Raw genomic sequence first — 20920 nt, 5'->3', positions numbered from 1 at the left:
GTATTTAAAAATTTTATAAACAGGGAGTGAAGAATCTTTTAACGAAACTAAGGAATAAGCGGATTGAATTAACTGTGGTTGATGGCAAGCTCAAGGTTAATGCCCCCACCGGGGTGATGACCAAAGAGTTGCTTGAAGAGATCAAGGGCAGGAAGGAAGAATTGGTTGAGTATATTGAAAAAGCCAACCAACTGAAATATACTAATATCCCTATTGCAGATGAAAGGGATTTTTACCTGCTTTCATCTGCTCAAAGACGACTTTACTTTTTATATTCCTATGATACTTCATCATTGGTTTATAATATCCCGAAGGTGATGAAGCTGGATAAGGATGTTGATGTAAACCGACTAACGGATGCTTTTAACAGTTTAATAAAAAGGCATGAAAGTCTTCGGACATCCTTTAAATTGGATAAGGGAGAGCCTGTGCAGGTAGTACATAATACGGTAAAGTTTAATATTGAAGTTGTTGATGCTGCTGGAGACAAGAACATAGCTGAGCTTATTCCAAAGCTGATTAAACCATTTGATCTGGCTCAGGCACCAATACTTAAGGCCACTCTTATAAAGGATAATGATAGTGCCTGGTTGGTCATGGATATTCATCATATCATAGCGGATGGTACTTCTGTTATGATCATGGAAAAGGAGCTGAAAGAAATCTATGAGGGACATGAATTAAAACCTCTGGAGGTACAGTATAAGGACTTTTCAGAGTGGCAGTTAAAAAGACATGCCAGCGAAGCCTATAAAAGCCAGGAGCGTTACTGGCTAAGTGAGCTCGGAGGAGAGTTACCTGTATTGAACCTGCCTTTTGATTATCCAAGGCCAGACGCCCAAAGTTTTAGAGGAGGTTTTATGAACTTTCAATTCTCTGCTGATAAAACAAAGGCGCTGAGACTGTTATGTGAAAAACATAATATCACGACGTTTACATTGATCCTGTCTATTTACCAGATTATGCTGTCTAAGGCATGTAATCAGGAACAGGTTTTGGTGGGAAGTCAGGTAGCCAGCAGAAATCATGATGAAATACAGGGAGTGATTGGCAATTTTGTTAACACACTGGTTTTTCAAGGTTTTCCTGAAGGGCACAAATCGTTCTTAGAGTATATTGATGAAGTAAAAGAAAAAGTATCCGAAGGCCTGGCTCACCAGGAATACAAGTTTGATGAGCTTGTTGAAAAAGTCTCTTCTAAAAGAGAACCGGGAAGAAACCCTGTGTATGATGCAGCTTTCGTATTCCAGAATTACTTCAACGAGTACATGGATAATAGGGAGGAGAACTGGAAATATGAGTCCTCTGAAAGCACTATTTCAAAGTTTGATATTGATTTGGAGTGTTTTGAAACTAAAGACCACTTCGACTTTACCATTCATTACTGCACCGATCTGTTTAGAAAGGAGACTATCGGTGCCTTTATAGAATATATAGAAATTATTTCTGATACACTGGTGAGCTCGCCAGACCTTAGACTTCAGGATGTAGAGCTGTTAACCACTGTTCAAAAGGAACAGATGATCCAGGTCAGTGAGGCAGAGAAGAGCAGTTTCGTTCAAAAGCCGGTTAATGAGTTGTTTGAGCAAAAGGTTCAGGAACACCCGGATAAAATAGCGCTGATCAATGGTGATTTGACATGGACCTTTCAGCAACTGAATCAGGAAGCAAACAGAATAGCTCAAAAGCTATTAGCATCTTCCAAGACAGAAAAAAGGATTGCAGTATTTGGACGAAGAGATTTTAGCATGATAGCCGCGATTATTGGAGTACTCAAGTCCGGTAAGACCTATTTGGCAATTGATGAAAACTATCCTCCAGAGAGGATTCAGTATATGTTGCAATCCAGCCAGGTCCATGTGGTGGTTAACACTGGAAACAAATCATTGCCAGAAGCTGCGCAGGGAGCTGTTGATATTATTAATGTCGATGAAGCTTCTTTAGAAGGTTTTGATTCAATGAACCCTGATGGAGTTAGTACTCCGGATGAGGCTTATATAATTTACACCTCGGGTACTTCTGGTCAGCCTAAAGGTGTGGTATGTTTACATGAGGGACTTGGGCACTATGTTCAGTCTCTGTATCATAGTCTTGCATTGCAGTCTGACGATGTTTTCTTACACACCGCAACCTTTTCTTTTTCCTCATCGGTTCGCCAACTTTTTATGCCGCTATGCCATGGGCATACTCTCGTACTGGCTCAAAAAGAGGAGATTGAAAATCCAGTGCTTTTGTTTGAAATCATAAGCAGAAAATCAGTAAGTGTAATAGACCTTGTACCATCATATCTGAGAAACTGTCTTACAGTACTTAATTCGCAATCTAAGGATATAGTGGATGGCTTTTTAAACAATAAATTGAGGCTGATCTTGACTGCCAGTGAGCCTTTGCCTGTATCACTTGTGAACAAATTATACGAGTTCTTTCAAGAGAGCTTACAGTTGATCAACATGTATGGTCAGACGGAGACTACAGGTATAGCAACAACTTTTCCCGTGGATCGGGATATAGTGCTGAATGATAAAATTGTTCCTATTGGTCGCCCGATTACCAATACGAAATGCTATGTTTTGGATAAATACCAAAATTTGGTTCCCAATGGGCTTGAAGGCGAATTGTACATTGCCGGACCACATCTGGCAAAAGGATATATTGAGGAGCAAAATATTAATGAGGATAGTTTTAGTCATGCGGCCTTCTTTAATGAACGCATATATAAGACCGGAGATGTTGTTAAGTATAATGCTGATGGGATACTGGAATATAAGGGAAGAAAAGACAACCAGATTAAGATAAGGGGGTTCAGAATAGAACCGGAGGAGATCGCTGCCCAAATACAGAATATGACTTTGGTAGATGATGCCATAGTTACTGTTTTGCAAGAAGATACGCTTGTCGCCTATTATGTTGCCGGCGAGGATATCGACAGCAGGCAGTTTATTCAGTATTTAGTTGATAAGATGCCTGACTATATGGTTCCTGTACATTTTGTCAGGATTGAGCGTATTCCACTAACGCCGAATGGAAAAGTGGATAAAAGTGCATTACCTGCGCCATCATTTAGTAAGGGTGAAAATTATGTGGCACCCGCAGATAGTATAGAACAAGGGCTTGCCGCTATATGGGGAGAGATTCTGAAGATTGATGAGGCTGTAATTAGTACAGATAAAAGTTTCTTTGAACTAGGTGGACATTCATTAAAAGCTATTGTCCTGTCTAACAGCATTCACCAAAAATTTGGAGTGGAGGTATCGTTAAGAGAAATATTCAGAAGACAGAATATTATACAACTTGCCGGATTTATAAGAGATGCTGAAAAGAGCGTGTTTCAGGAGATACCAAAAGCATCTCCCAAAGAGTATTATGCCTTGAGTTCGGCGCAGAAAAGACTATATTTCTTAAATCAAATGAACTCTGGAACGCTGGCCTATAATATGCCTCAATTCCTGGTTGTAAAGGGGGAGCTGGATTTTGAGAAGTTTGAATCTGCGTTTAAGAAACTGATAGACAGGCATGCGAGTTTAAGAACTTCCTTTCATATGATTGATGGAGTGCCTAAGCAAAAGATTCATGACTCAGTGGATTTTGAGATTAACTATTCATCAGATAAACATATCATAGGGGGAGATCTGCATGCTCGTCTTCATTCATTTGACCTTACAAAGGCACCGTTGCTCAGGGTTGATCTGATTAGGAAGACTAATGAAGAATATTTCCTTATTGTAGATATCCATCACCTGATAACCGATGGGGCATCTCAGGGAATTCTGATCAATGATCTGAAGACCTTGTACGATGAAGAGCTTCCACCACTGAGAACTGACTATAAAGATTATGCGGAATGGCAGCAAACCGAAGAATATAGTGATATCGTCAAGGTTCAGCAGCAATACTGGAAAAGACAATTTGCAGAACCTCCTGAAAAATTGGCATTACCTATCGATTTTGCAAGACAGGGGCTTAATGATAGTGGTGATTTTGTTACAATTAGCCTGGAGGAGGACATCGTAGAGCAGATCACAGAAGTGACTAAAGGGCATGGTACTACCAACTTTGTTATGGTGTTGACCGTACTTAATGTATTCTTGTCAAGGTTGTGCAATCAGGATGACATAGTTATAGGGGTGCCCTCTATTAATAGAAATCATGCTGATGTTCAGGATATGGTTGGGCTGTTTCTCAATACACTCGCTTTGCGAAACTTCCCTCAACTGAAACAAAGTTTCAGTGATTTTCTCGATGATGTGAAGACAAATATGCTCGAAGCACAGGAAAATCAGAATTTTCAGTTTGAAGATCTTTTGGAACTCCTTGATATAGATAGAGACATCAACAGGAATCCGTTGTTTGATGTGTTTGTGAACTACCTGAATTTTGACAGGGCAGCAGTAACGGAAATAGGAGATCTACAATTTGAACCTCTTCGGGAATTAGATACTGAGGTTGATGCAAATCAATCTGCAGCAGTACCCCCAAGAATACACAGCAGGTTTGACCTCACCTTTTATGTTTCTGAAGGCGAGGGGAAAATGAATATTTCCATGGTTTACAAAACCAGCATTTTTGCAGCTCAAACGATAGCCTATCTGGCTGCAGAGTTAAAAGAACTGATAGTACAAATTGCTAATAAACCGGATACACCTATTGGTGATTACCAACTGATGTCGTCCAAGGCGCTTAGAATTAATGAAACGAAACCAGTTATAGCTCAGGATTTTGAGTCATTTACTCAGGAAAGCGTTGAGTCAACCATTGACCGTAGATTCGAAGGGCAGGTAGAGAAGTTTGGTAATCATACGGCCATTAAAGTGGGAGGTGTAGCACTGACCTATGAGCAACTAAATAACCGTGCTAATCAGATTGCTCATAGCATTAATCAACTGACTAATAAAAATGAAGGCATTGCACTGCTTTTTAATATGGGAGCTAATATGATAGTTTCTATGATTGGAGTAGTAAAAACAAATGCTTTCTATATTCCTGTGGACCCGGCTTATCCTCAAGAAAGAATAGGCTATATGTTGGAGGACAGTGCGGCTGAGGTGTTATTGGTAGATAATGAAACGTTATCTATAGGAGAGCAAATTAAAGCTTCGAATAAGCAGGTTAGGATTATCAATATTGATGAGATTATTGATGATGAGCAGCAGAGTAATAACCTGAGGCTTGATAAGGATAAAAGATCAAAGGCATACTTGCTTTACACTTCAGGCACTACGGGTAGACCTAAAGCAGTTGTGCAAATACATCGCAATGTGTTGCATTTTGCCAGAGTATATACCAATGCTCTCCATATTAGTGAGCAGGATAGATTGACTTTACTGTCCACTTACTGCTTCGATGCCTCTGTAATGGATATTTATGGGGCACTTCTCAATGGAGCCACACTGTACCCATACAATTTGAAAACAAATGGCATTTCAGCATTTCGTGATCTGGTGTATAGAGAAGATATTACCATATATCATTCTACCCCATCAGTTTTTAGGTCTGTTTTTGATAGCATAGAGAATGGGAAATCTGTACCTCAATCGGTCAGACTGGTTGTTATGGGAGGTGAAGCTGTTTTACCAAAAGACCTTCAGGTTTTCATCAACAACTTTAAAAATGATTGTATTTTTATCAATGGACTGGGACCTACCGAATCAACCATTACGATTCAAAACTTCATTTCAAAAGACATGGCCAAAGCGTCTGGCAGAAGGGGAGTCCCTGTAGGGTACCCGGTAGAGCAGACGGAAGTACTTATTCTTAACTCTCAAGGCAAAGAAGCGGCTGTATTTGAGACCGGTGAGATTGTTTATAAAAGCGAATACCTGGCCCTAGGTTATTGGAATAACAAGGAGGCAACGGAAAAGGCATTTGTAGAAGATATTAATGGCGAAGGTGGTAGATATTACAGGTCTGGAGATCAGGGAAGAAGAAGGCCTGATGGAACTATCGAATTTTTAGGGCGGAATGATAGACAGGTAAAGGTAAATGGCTATAGGGTAGAGCTTGAGGAGATAGAAAGCCAAATGCTAAGGCATGAGTATATCAGCCAGGCGGTGGTTCAGGTGGATGAGCTGGGAGGGGGCAGTTGTTTGGTCGCCTATTATACAACTTACAGCAGGCAGCCTTTTGCAGAGAAGGAAATAAAGAGCTTTATGTCTCACAAGGTAGCTTCGTTTATGTTACCCAGGTTCTTCATTTTTATGGACAAACTGCCACTGACACCTAATGGAAAACTGGACAGAAAGGCACTACCTAAACCTGCCCTTACTTCTGAGAAAAAGTGGGCTCCGTCTACAGAAATAGAGAGTAGACTAGCCTCCCTGTGGGCAGATATGCTTCAGGTATCAAGAGTGTCTATACCCAATGATCAAAGCTTTTTTGAGGTTGGAGGAGATTCTCTCAAATTACTTCAGCTCAATGACAGAATGAACAGGGAGTTTTCGGTGAAATTGGATATTGTGGATCTCTTTAGATATCCAACTTTGGAAGGAATGGCTAACCTGATAGAGGGGGTAAGCACTAAAAATGACGTTGACCAAGCCACTGATGAAGAAGTGGAAGGACTGTCAGACATTATGAATCTATTGAATTAACCTAAGCACTAAACTATAGTATGCAAAAGTATAACGGAATGGAAATTGCGATTGTGGGTATGTCATGTCAATTTCCTGGAGCGAAAGATGTATTAGAATTTTGGCAGAACTTAAAAGATGGAAAGGAGTCTATAAAACAGTTTTCGAAAGAAGAACTCCTGGCGGCAGGTGTGCCAAAAGAAGTGATTGATAACCCCAGGTATATCGGGGCACGAGGAGACCTTTCAGGAGCAGAGTATTTTGATTCAGAGTTTTTTGGATACCGGGCTGCGGAGGCTAAGCTAATGGATCCCCAGCTCAGACTCTTTTATCAGCATTGCTGGAAAGCGGTGGAGGATGCTGCCTACGACTTGCACACATATGATGAGAAAATAGGCTTGTTTGCCGGAGGCGGACCTAACAACAATTGGGAAAACGCAGCTATTCTATCTAATACAGAAGGAGAGGTAGAAGAGGTTACAGCATCTCAGTTGCGCAATATATCCTATCTAAGCACCCGGGTTTCTTATAAGCTTAACCTTAAAGGGCCTTCACTCTATTTGAATACTACTTGCTCTACGTCGCTGGTGGCCATACAGCGTGCATGTATGAGCTTACTATTGAGAGAGTGTAAAATGAGTCTTGCCGGAGGTGTATTTATTACCAATTACCCGGATCGTGGTTATCGATACGAAGAGGGTATGATTTACTCCAAAGATGGTCATTGCCGTGCTTTTGATCATCAGTCCAGCGGTACAGTAGCGGGAGAGGGTATTGGCGTATTGCTCTTAAAAAGATTGGATGATGCCCTGAAAGATGGGGATACTATTCATGCCGTGATCAAGGGGAGTGGAATCAATAATGATGGAGCGCAGAAAGTATCTTATACCGCGCCAAGTGCTGATGGACAGCAGGAAGCCATAATGAAGGCTTTGAAAATGGCTAAGGTGCCTAAGGAAAGCGTTACTTACATTGAAACCCATGGTACAGGTACAGCTTTAGGTGATGTGATTGAAGTGGATGCACTTAACCGAGTTTATGGTGAGAGTGATCAGCCCTATTGCGCATTAGGGTCTGTTAAAACCAATATCGGGCACCTCGTTGCAGCATCAGGTGTGGCAGGAATTATAAAGACTATAATGGCCTTAAAGCATGAGCAGATACCACCTTCACTTAATTTTGAAGTACCCAATTCTAAAATCAATTTCCACAGATCACCATTCTACGTTAATACTGCACTTAGGAAATGGGATGGAGGTAAGTACCCACTTCGAGCAGGTGTGAGTTCTTTTGGTATTGGAGGTACAAATGTTCATATGATATTGGAGCAGGCACCTCGAAAAGAGGAAACACCAGCCCCGGCAAGAAACCTGCAATTACTTCAGTTTTCTGCAAAATCAGAGAAAGCACTTGATAATAACATGGCCAACTTCAGGGACTTTTTATTGGAGTATCCTGAAACCAACCTGGCCGATGCCGCCTATACTTTACAAACAGGAAGGTCTGAGTTTTCATATCGTAAGACATTAGTTGCCGATTCTGTACGAGAGGCCATTACCAAATTGAGAATTCCCGCAGATTTGAAAGTAACAAAAGCTTCAAAATCAGCTAAGAAACTGGCGTTTATGTTTAGCGGACAAGGAGGGCAGTATCAGGGGATGGGAATCAAACTCATGCAGGAAAAAGTATTTAGACAGTATGCCACCCAAAGTTTTGAGATAGCCAAAAGGCTCACCGGCAAAGATTTTTATAAGATACTTGAGTCTTCACCTGAAGAGGTAGATCAGACCATGAACAGCCAGCCTCTCATATTTATCATTCAGTATGCGGTGGCAAAGCAACTCATGCATTGGGGTTATCAGCCTGATGTACTGTTAGGCCACAGCATTGGAGAGTATGCTGCTGCGTGCATCTCAGGAATAATTGATCTTGAGGATGCTCTGAAGTTGGTTATTGCAAGAGGTGAGCTCATGCAGCAACAGGAAAAAGGTCAGATGCTGAGTGTGGCAATGGGAAGAGATGAACTGATATCATGGCTTTCTGGCAGGGAAAATATTTCAATTGCTGCCTCTAACAGCTCGGCACACGCTGTGGCTTCAGGTAGTATAGAGGCCATAGAAGATCTGAGGCTAAGCCTCGAAGAAAAAGGGATACATTCAAGAGTACTGCATACATCTCATGCTTTTCATTCGTACATGATGGAACCTGTCTTAGAGCCATTTAGGAAAACCTTGGACGAAACATCTTTTCACAGACAGGAAATACCGGTAATTTCTAGTGTGACAGGACTCTTGGTTGATGGTGAGATGCAAGACAAAAGCTATTGGAGCAATCAAATTGTAGAAGAGGTGCAATTCTCCAAGGCATTAGAAAGCCTGCTTACAGAAAGCTCACTAGCCTGCATTGAAATTGGCCCGGGAGATTCCTTATCAACCTTTGTCAGGTCACATGACCACAGGATGGATGATCATGATGTGTTTAATACTATAAGTAAACCCGATCAGGTCATTGATGATAACAGATACCTGCTGCAAACCATCGGAAAGCTATGGTCAGTGGGGCTGAGGCCAGACTGGAACAAATTCTATGAGCATGAAAATCGTAGTCGTATTAATCTGCCGACGTACGAGTTTGACAAAGTAGAATACCCCCTTTATGTGGACTCTTACAAAATGATATCGGACCTTATCGCTAAAGGAGGTGGAGCATCTCCTAATCCGGTAGAGTGGACACATAAACTTATTTGGGAAATAGATGCAATGTCTGCCACTCGTAAGACTGATGAAAAGCCTGTGTGGATCTTTAGTTACAATGAAGGTTTACAGCAGACATCCCATGTTGAGGGTAATTACAATGTCCGGCTGGGAGCTACTTACCAACAAATTGCCGACAGACAGTTTGAGATTAACCCGGCTGATCCATCCCATTTTACCCGTCTCTTTGAAGAGACAAATATGGGAGATGTTCGTATAGTTTATGCCTTGGATAATCGTGCAGAGAATGATGCCAATAGCCATGTAGAAACATGCTATTATGGTTTGATCAATCTGGCTAAGGCATTAGGGGATAGAAAATCACAAACAGAGGTTGACCTGTTAACAGTTACTTTTGGAGGATATAAAGTGCTCCCGGAAGATAGTGTCAATCCATTTTATGCTTTGGCAGCAGGAGTAACTAAAATAATTACTAAAGAATATGCCACTATTCAGGGTATGCAGTTAGACCTTCCAGAAGAAGAAGAGTGGTTGTCTATTGCCTCAAAAGAGCCTGTAACTTCGGGTGAAGTAGTTGCCTATAGAAAAGGTATGAGGTTTAAGCAGGGAGTGAAACCATTTGCCTTGAAGGCGGAGAATAAAATGCCTGTATTTAAGGATAATGGTGTATATCTGATATCAGGAGGTACAGGAGGAATAGGCCTGGCACTTGCTCAGCAAATGGCCGAAGAAACAAATGGCGCTCAGTTTATACTCATTGGTAGAAAGGAGTTGCCTGAACCGAAGCATTGGGCACAAAGTGATAATGATACGATAAAAAGGATCAGGGAGATTGAGACCGCTGGCGGACAAGTTCATTATATAGCCATGGACATAGCTGATAAAACGTCTTATTCATCCCTTAAGGAAAAGATTAGTCAAATAGGTCAGGTAAATGGAGTAATTCATGCGGCAGGAAGTATTGACAAGGGAGGAATCATTCAAAACCGCGACAGAGCGGCAGATAGTACATTGATTAATACAAAGGTTTTTGGAGCACTTAACTTGCTTGAAGAGTTTGCACATGATCAGTTGGATTTTTTCTTGAATTGTAGCTCGGCTGCGGCCTTTAAAGCACCCGTGGGAGAAGTGGGGTACGTGTCAGTCAATTTGTTTTTAGATGCTCTTGCATATCAATACCCTACCGTGAAGAGTATAGGTTGGAATGCCTGGTCAGAAAGTGGAATGGCTGTTAAAGCTGGAAATGGAATGGTGGGAGTAAATAGCGTAAGCAATAAGGAGGGGTTCTTACTTTTCAGGAATATGCTTACGAGCCTGGAATGTCATGTTATAATATCCAGAAGCATCCTGACGGCATTTCAGAAAGCAGATGATGCTAATGAAAGAGGGGAAGAACAAGCTAACCATACCAATGAAAACCCGATTAACCAGGCAGCAACGGTTGAGGAGAGGTTAATAGTATTGTGGGAAAGGTTTTTTGGCAAAGAGACTATTAAACCATTTGATGACTTTTTCGAGCTGGGTGGAGATTCGTTAAAGGCATTAACTATGATAAACTGGATCAAGAAGGAGTTTTCAGTTGATGTATTGATCACCGATTTCTTCAAGAGATCCTCTGTGAGACAGTTAGGTGAGTTTATTGAAGATACTTTAGGCTCTGCAAAGGAAAATGTAATCTCTAAGGCAAAGCTGGCCTCAAAATATCCGGTAAGTGCGGCTCAAAACAGGCTATATTTCTTATGGAATTATGATAAAGATTCATTGGGTTATAACCTGCCGCAGTTTGTAAAGGTAGAAGGAGAGCTGGATAAGGAAAAACTATCAAAGGCTTTTTCACAGCTGGTAGAAAGGCACGAAATTTTGCGCACCTCTTTTGTCCATGAAGGAGATCAGGTATATCAAAAGGTACAAAACGTAAATTTTGAAGTAGAACATGCCGAAATTCATGAAAATGAGCTGGAGGTATATTTTGAGCAGTTTTGTAAACCTTTCGACCTGTCAAAGGCCCCACTACTCAGAGTTAAACTGCTCAAGATAGAAGATGCCCTGCATTATTTATTAGTTGATATCCATCATATTGCTACAGATGGTATTTCTCAGGGAATCTTACTCAATGAATTTGCCGCATTATATGCAGGTGAAGCGCTGGAAAAACCAAAAATCCAGTACAAAGATTTCGCAGTATGGCAAAAGGAGCAAACCGGAGAAAGGAGCTGGAAAACACAGAAGTCTTTTTGGGTGGAGCAGTTTGAAGGAGAGCTTCCGGTGTTAGATTTACCTGGCGACTATAAAAGGCCGGTGGAGCGTGAAAAACCAGGAGGAAAAGTCAGTTTCGAAATAGAATCGGAATTACAATCTCAGATAGCCTCATTCAATGAAGAGCAGCATGTAACTTCATTTATGTTCCTATTCTCTGCATATAGTCTGCTGCTTGGTAAGTTGGCGAGAACAACCGATGTGGTTATTGGAACACCAACTGCCGGAAGACCTCATCATGATGTAGAAGGCTTGGTGGGCATGTTTGTAAATACATTGCCTATCCGTAGCCGTTTTGATGACAAGATGACTTTCATTGAGTTTGTTCAAAGTGTTAAAAACATTTCACTTCAGGCCTTTGATAATCAGCAATATCCTTTTGATGAGCTACTCAACGATTTGAAAGTTCGCAGAGAAAGCAATAGGCATCCACTATTTGATGTTATGTTCTCCCTTCAGAATTTTGGTGGAGCTGCTATTCAGATCCCTGGCATTACACTAAGGAGACAAGAAAGAAAATTAGGCCATAATAAGTTTGATTTGAGCCTTACTGGTTACGAGGGAAAAGACAGATTGCTTTTTAATTTCGAATACTCAGGTGATCTTTTTGATGGATCAACTATTGAGCGCTTTGCCAAATGCTTCCGACAAATTTTGGAACAGGTTGCGGGTAATCCGGATATTCTCATTTCCGACATTAAACTGGTAGATGAAAAAGAGTATGAATTGGTAGTAAATGAGTTTAATCAGACCAGAAAGCTTTACCCCGATAATACTACCATTCTGGACCTTTTTGAGAAGCAGGTTGAGGAAACACCTGATGCCAACGCTGTTTATCATGAAGACGCAGTTCTGACTTACAGACAATTAAACGGAAAAGCCAATACGCTGGCCAATAACCTACAGAGCTATGCTATTAGCGAAGGAAGTATTGTGCCTGTTGTTATGTCAAGAGGCATTGATTTTCTGGTGTCGGTAATTGCTATATGGAAGCTGAAGGCAGCGCCGGCTCCACTCAGTATTTATTGGCCGGAAGCCAGGATAAAAAATGCCATAGCAAAGTTAAATGCACCAGTAACCCTTGTAAACAACCTGGGTGTTGATGAGAGCGGGCTAAGTATCGAAGAAGGATTTCATTTAGTGGAATCGGGTTTGTTGGAAGAAACCGAAAGTAACCTGCCGGAAAAGCCCGGAACAGAGCTCCCTATGTATATATTTCATACCTCGGGAACTACAGGTATGCCGAAGGCGGTGGTAGTACCTCACAAAGGTGTTTATAACAGGTTTATGTGGATGAATGACTACTTCGGTAAAGCATCGGCGCAATCTGTGTTAAGAACAACAAAGCACATTTTTGATAGTGCTATCTGGCAATTGATGTGGCCATTGGTTAATGGAGGGCAGACTGTTATCCCATCGGAAGAGAGAATGCTTGATCTGAGGTATTTCAATGAGCTTATAGAAGAATATGGGATTACCATGACTGATTTTGTTCCCTCACTATTTAACGAAATGGTAAGGCAAATGAAGGCTGGAACTAATAAGTTTAACCCTTTTAAATTGAAGGATATCGTTATAGGGGGAGAGGCCATTACACCAGAGACCACGAATTTCTTCATTCGGAAATATCCTCAAATAAGACTCACAAACTTGTATGGGCCAACTGAGGCGAGTATAGGCTGTGTTTACTATCCCGTGGAAGAAGAGAAGGAGATAATACCCATTGGTAAACCTATTAGCAATACTAAGATCTACATTTTGGATCAAAACAAGCAAGTAGTTCCTGTTGGGGTCCCCGGTGAGTTGTGCATTGCAGGAGTCTGTCTGGCTACAGGATATTTTGGAGATAATGTTCTAACAGACGACAAGTTTGTTGCAGATATATTAGATTCGCAGCCCGGTAAAATGTACAAGACCGGAGATCTGGCTAAATGGCTTCCTGACGGAAATATAGCTTTCCTGGGTAGAATTGATGATCAGGTAAAAATAAGGGGCTACAGGATAGAACTTGGTGAAATACAGTCCATACTGAATAAGGCTAATGGAGTTAATGAATCAGTAGTACTTGTTCATGATAATGACCTGGGCAATAAAATCCTTGTAGCTTACCTGGTGGTATCGGATACTTATGATGAAGCTGATGCAAGGGAGTACCTTAAGGCGCAGTTGCCTAACTACATGGTTCCGTCCCGATTGATAACCATGGACAAGTTACCTGTGCATGAAAGTGGAAAAATAGATAAAGCAAAACTGCCTAAGCCTGATTTTAAGCAAGAGCGAAAGGCTCCTAAAAATGAAGTAGAACAGCAACTGGTTAACATATGGTCAGGCCTTTTGGGTATTGACACAGAAGAACTCAGCGTGGATGCAAACTTTTTCGAAATGGGAGGTCACTCACTCATGGCAATCCGTGTGGTAAGTGCAGTAAGGGAATTGTTAGGTGTTAACCTTACCATCAAGTCAATTTTTGTCTATCCAACCATAGAAGAGTTGGCAGATTATTTAGGTGTATTTGCACCTGCAGAAGAAGGCGAAGATGAATATGAGTCGTTTGAGATCTGACGTTAAACGGTAAGTTATATTTAGTTATATCAATATAAGTCCTGATAAAGAAATGGATGCATTAAATATTATAACGGAAGCTCACGAAAGTGGAATATCATTGTTTTTAAATGAAGAGGGTGAGCTCAAGGTTAACGTACCTAAAGGTACACAGCTAAGTCCTGCACTACTTGAAAAAATCAAGGCGGGGAAAGAAGAGTTAAAATCGTTTCTAAAAAAGGATCTGGCAGTAGCCAAGTCTGTGAAAAGAGGTTTGACCATAAAAAGAGTCAATAGAGCCGAGCTAGATGAAATTCCGTTATCCAGTTCACAGGAAGCGTTATGGTTCATAGACCAAATAGAAGGTGGACTGGCCTATCACATTCCATTCTCTATTGAAATAACAGATGGCCTTGAAAAGGAGCATTTAGTCAAAGCATACAGTGAGCTTATCAACCGTCATGAGCCTTTAAGAACGGTAATTAAGGAAAAAGGTGGGATACCTTACCAGTTGGTACTTGAAAAAGAAGAGTGGAAATTTGAAGAAATTGAAGGAGGTGAGTTTTCCAAGGCATCTTTTGATGACCTACTAAAGGAACAATTGCAAGAGCCATTCAACTTATCTGAGGGACCTTTATTAAGAGCAAAACTCATAAAATACAGTGACAGGTATATTTTCCTTGTAGTAGTGCATCATATTGTTTTTGACGGGTGGTCGACTGCTATTTTTGGAAATGAACTGAGTCAGTTATACTTTGAAGTATCGCAGAATAACGCTTCTGGTCTTAAGTCTTTAGAGGTCGAATACGCTGACTATGCGGTTTGGGAGAAGTCGAGGCTTACTGAGGATTTTCTTAATAAGCATCTCGATTTCTGGGAAAAAGAACTTGAGAACGCAGAGCCCACCACATTGTTGGGAGATTTTAACAGACCTCAGGTGTTATCTGGAAATGGTGATATTATTGAGCAATACATTGATGACCAGTTGGCTGAAGGGCTTAAAGGTTTAGCAGCTAAGCAGAATACTTCATTGTATATCTTGTTATTGTCGGTATTTAATTTATTAATAGCCAGATATGCCCGAAAGGATGACGTTGTTGTAGGTTCACCCGTTGCCAATCGTAACCTTCCTGAAATTGAGCCACTTATTGGCTTCTTTACCAATACGCTGGTGCTTCGAAATGGAATACAAAATGACCTTCCATTCGATAAATGGCTAAAAGATGTTTCAGATCATGTATTTGATGCCTTCGAACATCAGGATATACCATTGATCAAAATCGTAGAACACATGAAAAGTGACAGAGATGCCACGTCAATGGTGTTGTTTAATATCATGTTTTCGCTGGCTAATTACCCTGAACCCGGTAAAAAGCAAATCGGAGAGCTGAAAGAGCTTGAAGAGATTACTTCACAGTTTGATATTACACTTCGAGCTAAGGAGGAACCTCAGGGTTTCAATCTGTCTGTCAACTACAGTACAGATCTGTTTTTACGTGAGACAGTAGAGCAGTTTTTAGGTCAATACATCACTCTTTTGGAGCAAATTGTAGCTGATCCAGAAGCGAAGTTGAGCTCACTGAGCCTGATGGATTCGGCAGAACAGCAGTCATTACAATCCATTCATTATAATGCACAACCCTTACCAGAGATCCATGAAACGGTAATGGAAAAGTTTGATCGTCAGGCCTTACTTACACCGGATCATGTGGCCTTATATGAAAGAGATGAAGAGATCACATATCAGGATTTGCAGGTACGATCCAATGACTTGAGTCATCAGCTTCATGCCAGAGGTGTCCGTCCTGGTGACATAGTAGGGGTGAGCATGGAGCGTTCATCAGATTTGATAACTACCATTTTCGGGATACTCAAAGCAGGATGTGCCTATCTTCCCATAGATTGGACCCAGCCGGATGCACGCCGGGCGTACATCCTTGATCATACCGGGGCTCAATACCTTGTAGCTGATAAAACCACTGGCAGTTTCTATGACGGTTTTGAGGCAGTTACGGTACTTGATTACCAGCATTTAATGTCTGAATCTTCAACATCCGAGGATGAAAAACCGGCTCATGAGTCAGGTATAGAAGATTTGGCTTACATCATTTACACTTCAGGGTCAACGGGTACCCCTAAAGGAGTGATGGTTGAGCATAGGTCTCTAGCCAACCTCATAGAAACCATGCAGGATCAATACCCTCTGGCGGCCGGAGATAGTTATCTGCTCAAGACCAATGTTGTGTTTGATGTGAGCTGTTCTGAACTATTCGGGTGGTTTGTATCGGGAGGATCGTTGGCTATACTTCCTCAGGGAGATGAGTCAGACCCTATAGTTATAAAAGATGCGCTTGTTCGATACGGGGTGAGTCATGTAAACTTTGTACCCTCCATGTTGGGACTGTTTTTGGAAGAGGTAGGTAGAAAAGGGGGAGCGGGTCTTGAGTCGTTGCGTTATATCATTTCAGCCGGGGAGCCACTGGCACGTAATACTGTTGATTATTTTAATAGACTGGGCTTATCGGCACGTTTGGAGAACTTGTATGGTCCCACCGAAGCTACGATCTATGCTACAGGTTATTCAACATCTTCATATGAAGACCTTCGAAGTGTTCCGATAGGGAAACCCTTGCGAGGAGTAAAAGCCTATGTTTTAGACACAGCCAGCCAACTGGCCGGTTTAGGAGTGCCCGGAGAGCTGTGCCTTGGAGGGATAGCCCTGGCACGAGGATACTACAACAACCCTGAACTGACCTCGGAGAAGTTTGTAGATAATCCATACGACGGAGAATCAGGAAGCAGGTTATACAAGACGGGAGATTTGGTTCGTTGGCTTGCTGATGGGAACCTGGAATATTTAGGTCGAATAGATGAGCAGGTTAAGCTGCGAGGCTACCGTATTGAGTTAGGAGAGATCACGCATTGGTTAAAAGAGTTTGAAGGTGTTGCAGAGGGAATAGTGCAACTTAGAGGAGAGGGAGAAAATCAGTATCTGGTCGGTTACTATATGAGTGAGGAAGAATTACTTACCAAGGATATTCGTGAACACCTGCAAGCACACCTGCCATCATATATGGTTCCGGAGTACTATGTACGGATCGAAGAACTACCCTTACTGCCGAGCGGTAAAATTGATAAGAAAAAATTACCAGAACCGAACAAAATTAACCAGGATGTATATGTTGCCCCTACTGATGAAATTGAGCATGAACTGGTTCAAGCCTGGTCTATATTGCTAAGTACTGATAGCCAGCAAATAAGTACCACTGCCAACTTTTTCAAAAATGGAGGACACAGCTTACTGGCTACCCGAATGATATCCATGATACAGGACAAGTTTGAGGTGTCATTCCCGGTCAGAGTTGTTTTTCAATACCCTACTATACAAAGTCTGGCAAAGTACATTCGCATCATAAACAAGGAAGCTGCTCCTGCTGATGAATACGATACAATAGATATTTAATATGGACGATAAAGTACTAAATATTCTTAATGAGCTGAAAAACAGTGGCTCATATGCATACATTGAGGCTGGAAAGCTGCAAATAAAAAAGCCTAAACAGAACACCATTAGCCCTGAACTAATTGCCGAAATAAGGGAAAACAAGCAGGCTATTATTGATTTCCTGAGTTTGTCAGAATTGTCGGCACCAAGCGAAAAGATTAACCTTGAGAGCCGTAATGGTTTCGATAAGTTGCCATTATCCTGTTCTCAGGAAAGAATCTGGTTCATTGATCGGTTTGAAGGATCTACACCCTATCATATGCCAACTTTACGTAGGATTCAAGGGAAGCTGGATATTGATGCACTTCAATATGCTTTTACTTCAGTGATCAACAGGCATGAAATTTTAAGGACCGTGTACAAAGAGGAGGAAGGGAATCCATACCAGGTGATCCTTGACCAAATGCCAGAATGGTCGATAACCCGACTGAGTTTACCAGATAAGTCCCATGAGGAAATTATGAATCTGGCAGCAGAGGAAACTAAGAAGCCATTTGACCTGTCGGAAGATATCTCCTTGCGAGCTACCCTGATCACGGTAACGGAAGAAAGTCATTACTTCATCATTGTAATGCACCACATTTCATCTGATGGTTGGTCCATTCCCATTTTTTATGAAGAATTGATGGAACTTTATCAGTCAAGAGTTGAAAAACGACAATCCAATTTAAAGGATTTGGAACTTCAGTATGCAGACTATGCCTGCTGGCAAAGGAAACAACTTGAAAACAATACCCTTGATAGTAAATTAAGCTATTGGGAAAATAAACTAACCGGCTACGAACCCCTTAATTTACCCACTGATTTCCCACGACCAACCGTAAAAAGTTCAAGCGGAGCTTTGCATAGTGGCATGGTTCCTGTAGAAATAAGCCAATCCATCAATGACCTTTGTGCCAGAAGTGAAACCACACAGTACATGTTTTTACTTACAGCGCTAAGTGTGTTGCTGCATAAATATACCGGACAATACGATATTGTAATTGGTAGCCCCATTGCCAACAGGCTGCACAAGGAAACGGAGTCCCTAATTGGTTTTTTCCTTAATACTGTTGCACTCAGAAGTAAATTTAAAGGAACTGATACCTTTCAGGAACTATTGAAACAGGTTAGGAATACATCGCTGGAGGCATTTCAACGTCAGGATGTACCTATAGAGAAAATTATAGAACGTGTTGAGAGCAAAAGGGATATTAGCAGGAGTACACTTATTCAAACACTCTTTGTTTTTCAAAACACTCCCGAAGGCGAATCAAAAGGGCTGTCAGACATCCAGTTGGCTTGGGAGTCTGTCGGACAGCATACGTCCAAATTTGACCTGACTTTTACAATTACCAGCACGGCCCATGGATTGAGGGTGTATATCACCTATTGCGATGACCTCTTTAAGGAGGAGACCATGAAGAGAATGATGAATCATTATAAAAACATTCTCAAAAATGTGGTAAAGGAACCTACACTGTGTATAGATCAAATCAGTATGCTTACTCAGGAAGAGCAAAATGTTTTACATAGGTATGAGAGGAGTGAATATGGTTTTGAAAATGTACATGAAATAGTTCAAGCTACCTCCAGGCAGTCTCCTGAGAAAATAGCGGCATGTTATAAAGATCAACAGTTGAGTTATGGTGAGTTGAATAGCAAAGCTAATACACTGGCCAGACAGCTATTGGAACGCGGGATAGAGCCGAATGATTATATTCCTGTGGTTATGTCTCGAGGTCTGGATTATGTGGTTTCAGCCTTGGCAGTATTGAAATGTGGAGCTGCTTTTGCTCCATTGAGTATTCATTGGCCCACAACCAGGTTGGATGAAATCATAGAATCCTTAAAGGCTAAGGTTATACTGACTAATACCAAGGGGCTAAGGGAAAGTGAGTTAGTATCCGATCAACTGCTTTTGGTTGATATAGACCAGTTGAATGATAGTGAAAAAGATATATCTTTTCCGGCAAAACAAGAGGACGCGATGTATGTGTTTCATACTTCAGGAACCACAGGCAGGCCTAAAGGAGTGGTTGTTACACACGGAGGAGTAATGAACAGGCTTTACTGGATGAATGAGTATTTTGGTAAGGACGCTGCTAGATCAGTGCTGCGTACCACACAGCATATCTTTGATAGTTCAGTGTGGCAGATTTTCTGGCCATTAATGAACGAGGGGCAAACAGTGATTCCTTCAGAAGATCAATTGCTTTCGGCGAAATATTTCAAAGAAATCGTTTCAGGGTTTAATATTACCATGACTGATTTTGTGCCCGCATTATTTAGTGAGATAGTGCATGAAATGATGGAACAAGGAGTAAGCGATGATCTGAAAAGCTTGAAGGAAATCGTAATTGGAGGGGAAGAGATACAGGTAGAAGCAGTTAACCAATTTAAGAAGATCTACCCTGATGTGAGAATAACTAACCTTTATGGGCCGACGGAGGCAAGTATTGGTTGTGTATTTCATGAAGTTAAAGAAACAAATAATAAAATCATTCCAATCGGAAAGCCGATAACTAACGCCAGGGTCATGGTGGTTAGTGAAGGAGGGCAACTTGTACCAGTAGGTGTTTCAGGAGAATTGTATATAGGTGGTATCCCGGTGGCCAAGGGTTATTTGCAACAAGATAAAACAAGAGAAAGCTTCGTTAGCAACCCTGTAACAGGAAATAAGGAAGAAACCTGGTACAAAACAGGAGATTTAGTGAAATGGACTTCACAGGGAGATCTGCTCTTTATGGGAAGAAAAGATGATCAGATTAAACTTAGAGGTTACCGCATAGAGCCAGGCGAAATTGAGTCGCATATCATGGGAACAGAACAGGTGATTGCCTGTAAGGTTATTTTGCAGGAAGTAGCGTCACAAAAGAATCTGGTTGCCTATGTAGTCCCTTCATCTCATTATAATGAGGATCAACTGCTCATATCGCTAAGGAAAAGCCTGCCGGACTATATGGTACCTGCATTCATTGTGCCGTTGGAAAAACTTCCTTTGGATAGCAATGGGAAAATCAACAAAAAGGAACTTACTACAGCAACACTCGATTTGGTAGTTGCCTTGAACAGGCCTGCTAATGAAACAGAAGAAAAGCTGGTGGAGATTTGGCATGGTTTACTCGGAATGCCCAAGGAAAATATTGATGTGAAGAAGACCTTTTTCGAGCTTGGAGGTCACTCACTTTTGGTTATTAGACTGGCCTATCAAATTGAAAAAGCATTTGGTATACAGTTATCGTTACAACAACTTTTTAACTTTTCATCCATAGTGGAGCTGGGCAAGTTGATAAGTATTTCAACATCATCACAAGATCACAAATCAGAAGAAAAAGTATACGACTTATAATAGGTTA

The 20920-nt window shown here is 41.2% G+C and carries 4 protein-coding genes; all 4 read left to right on the top strand.

Annotation, left to right across the window (positions count from 1 at the left end; all coding sequences use genetic code 11):
• Positions 1 to 26: 26 nt before the first annotated feature.
• From JMN32_RS23540 to JMN32_RS23525, 4 genes are read left to right on the top strand one after another with little or no spacing between them, the layout of a single operon-like run.
• Complete coding sequence (locus JMN32_RS23540; RefSeq protein WP_202858837.1) at positions 27 to 6587, top strand: non-ribosomal peptide synthetase; 6561 nt, start codon at positions 27 to 29, stop codon at positions 6585 to 6587.
• A 20-nt stretch (positions 6588 to 6607) separates the two neighbouring features.
• Positions 6608 to 14098, top strand: a complete 7491-nt coding sequence (locus JMN32_RS23535; protein ID WP_202858836.1) for a non-ribosomal peptide synthetase/type I polyketide synthase — start codon at positions 6608 to 6610, stop codon at positions 14096 to 14098.
• A 52-nt stretch (positions 14099 to 14150) separates the two neighbouring features.
• On the top strand, positions 14151 to 17540 hold the full coding sequence (locus JMN32_RS23530; RefSeq protein ID WP_202858835.1) for a non-ribosomal peptide synthetase: 3390 nt from the start codon (positions 14151 to 14153) through the stop codon (positions 17538 to 17540).
• Position 17541: 1 nt separating this feature from the next.
• A complete protein-coding gene (locus JMN32_RS23525) occupies positions 17542 to 20913 on the top strand; it encodes a non-ribosomal peptide synthetase (protein ID WP_202858834.1) in 3372 nt (1123 codons plus the stop codon).
• Positions 20914 to 20920 lie beyond the last annotated feature (7 nt).

It is taken from the genome of Fulvivirga marina (genome assembly GCF_016775155.1).
Lineage (GTDB): Bacteria > Bacteroidota > Bacteroidia > Cytophagales > Cyclobacteriaceae > Fulvivirga > Fulvivirga marina.
The sequence above is the reverse complement of the archived record's forward strand: the minus strand, read 5'-3'. Positions and strand labels throughout refer to the sequence as shown.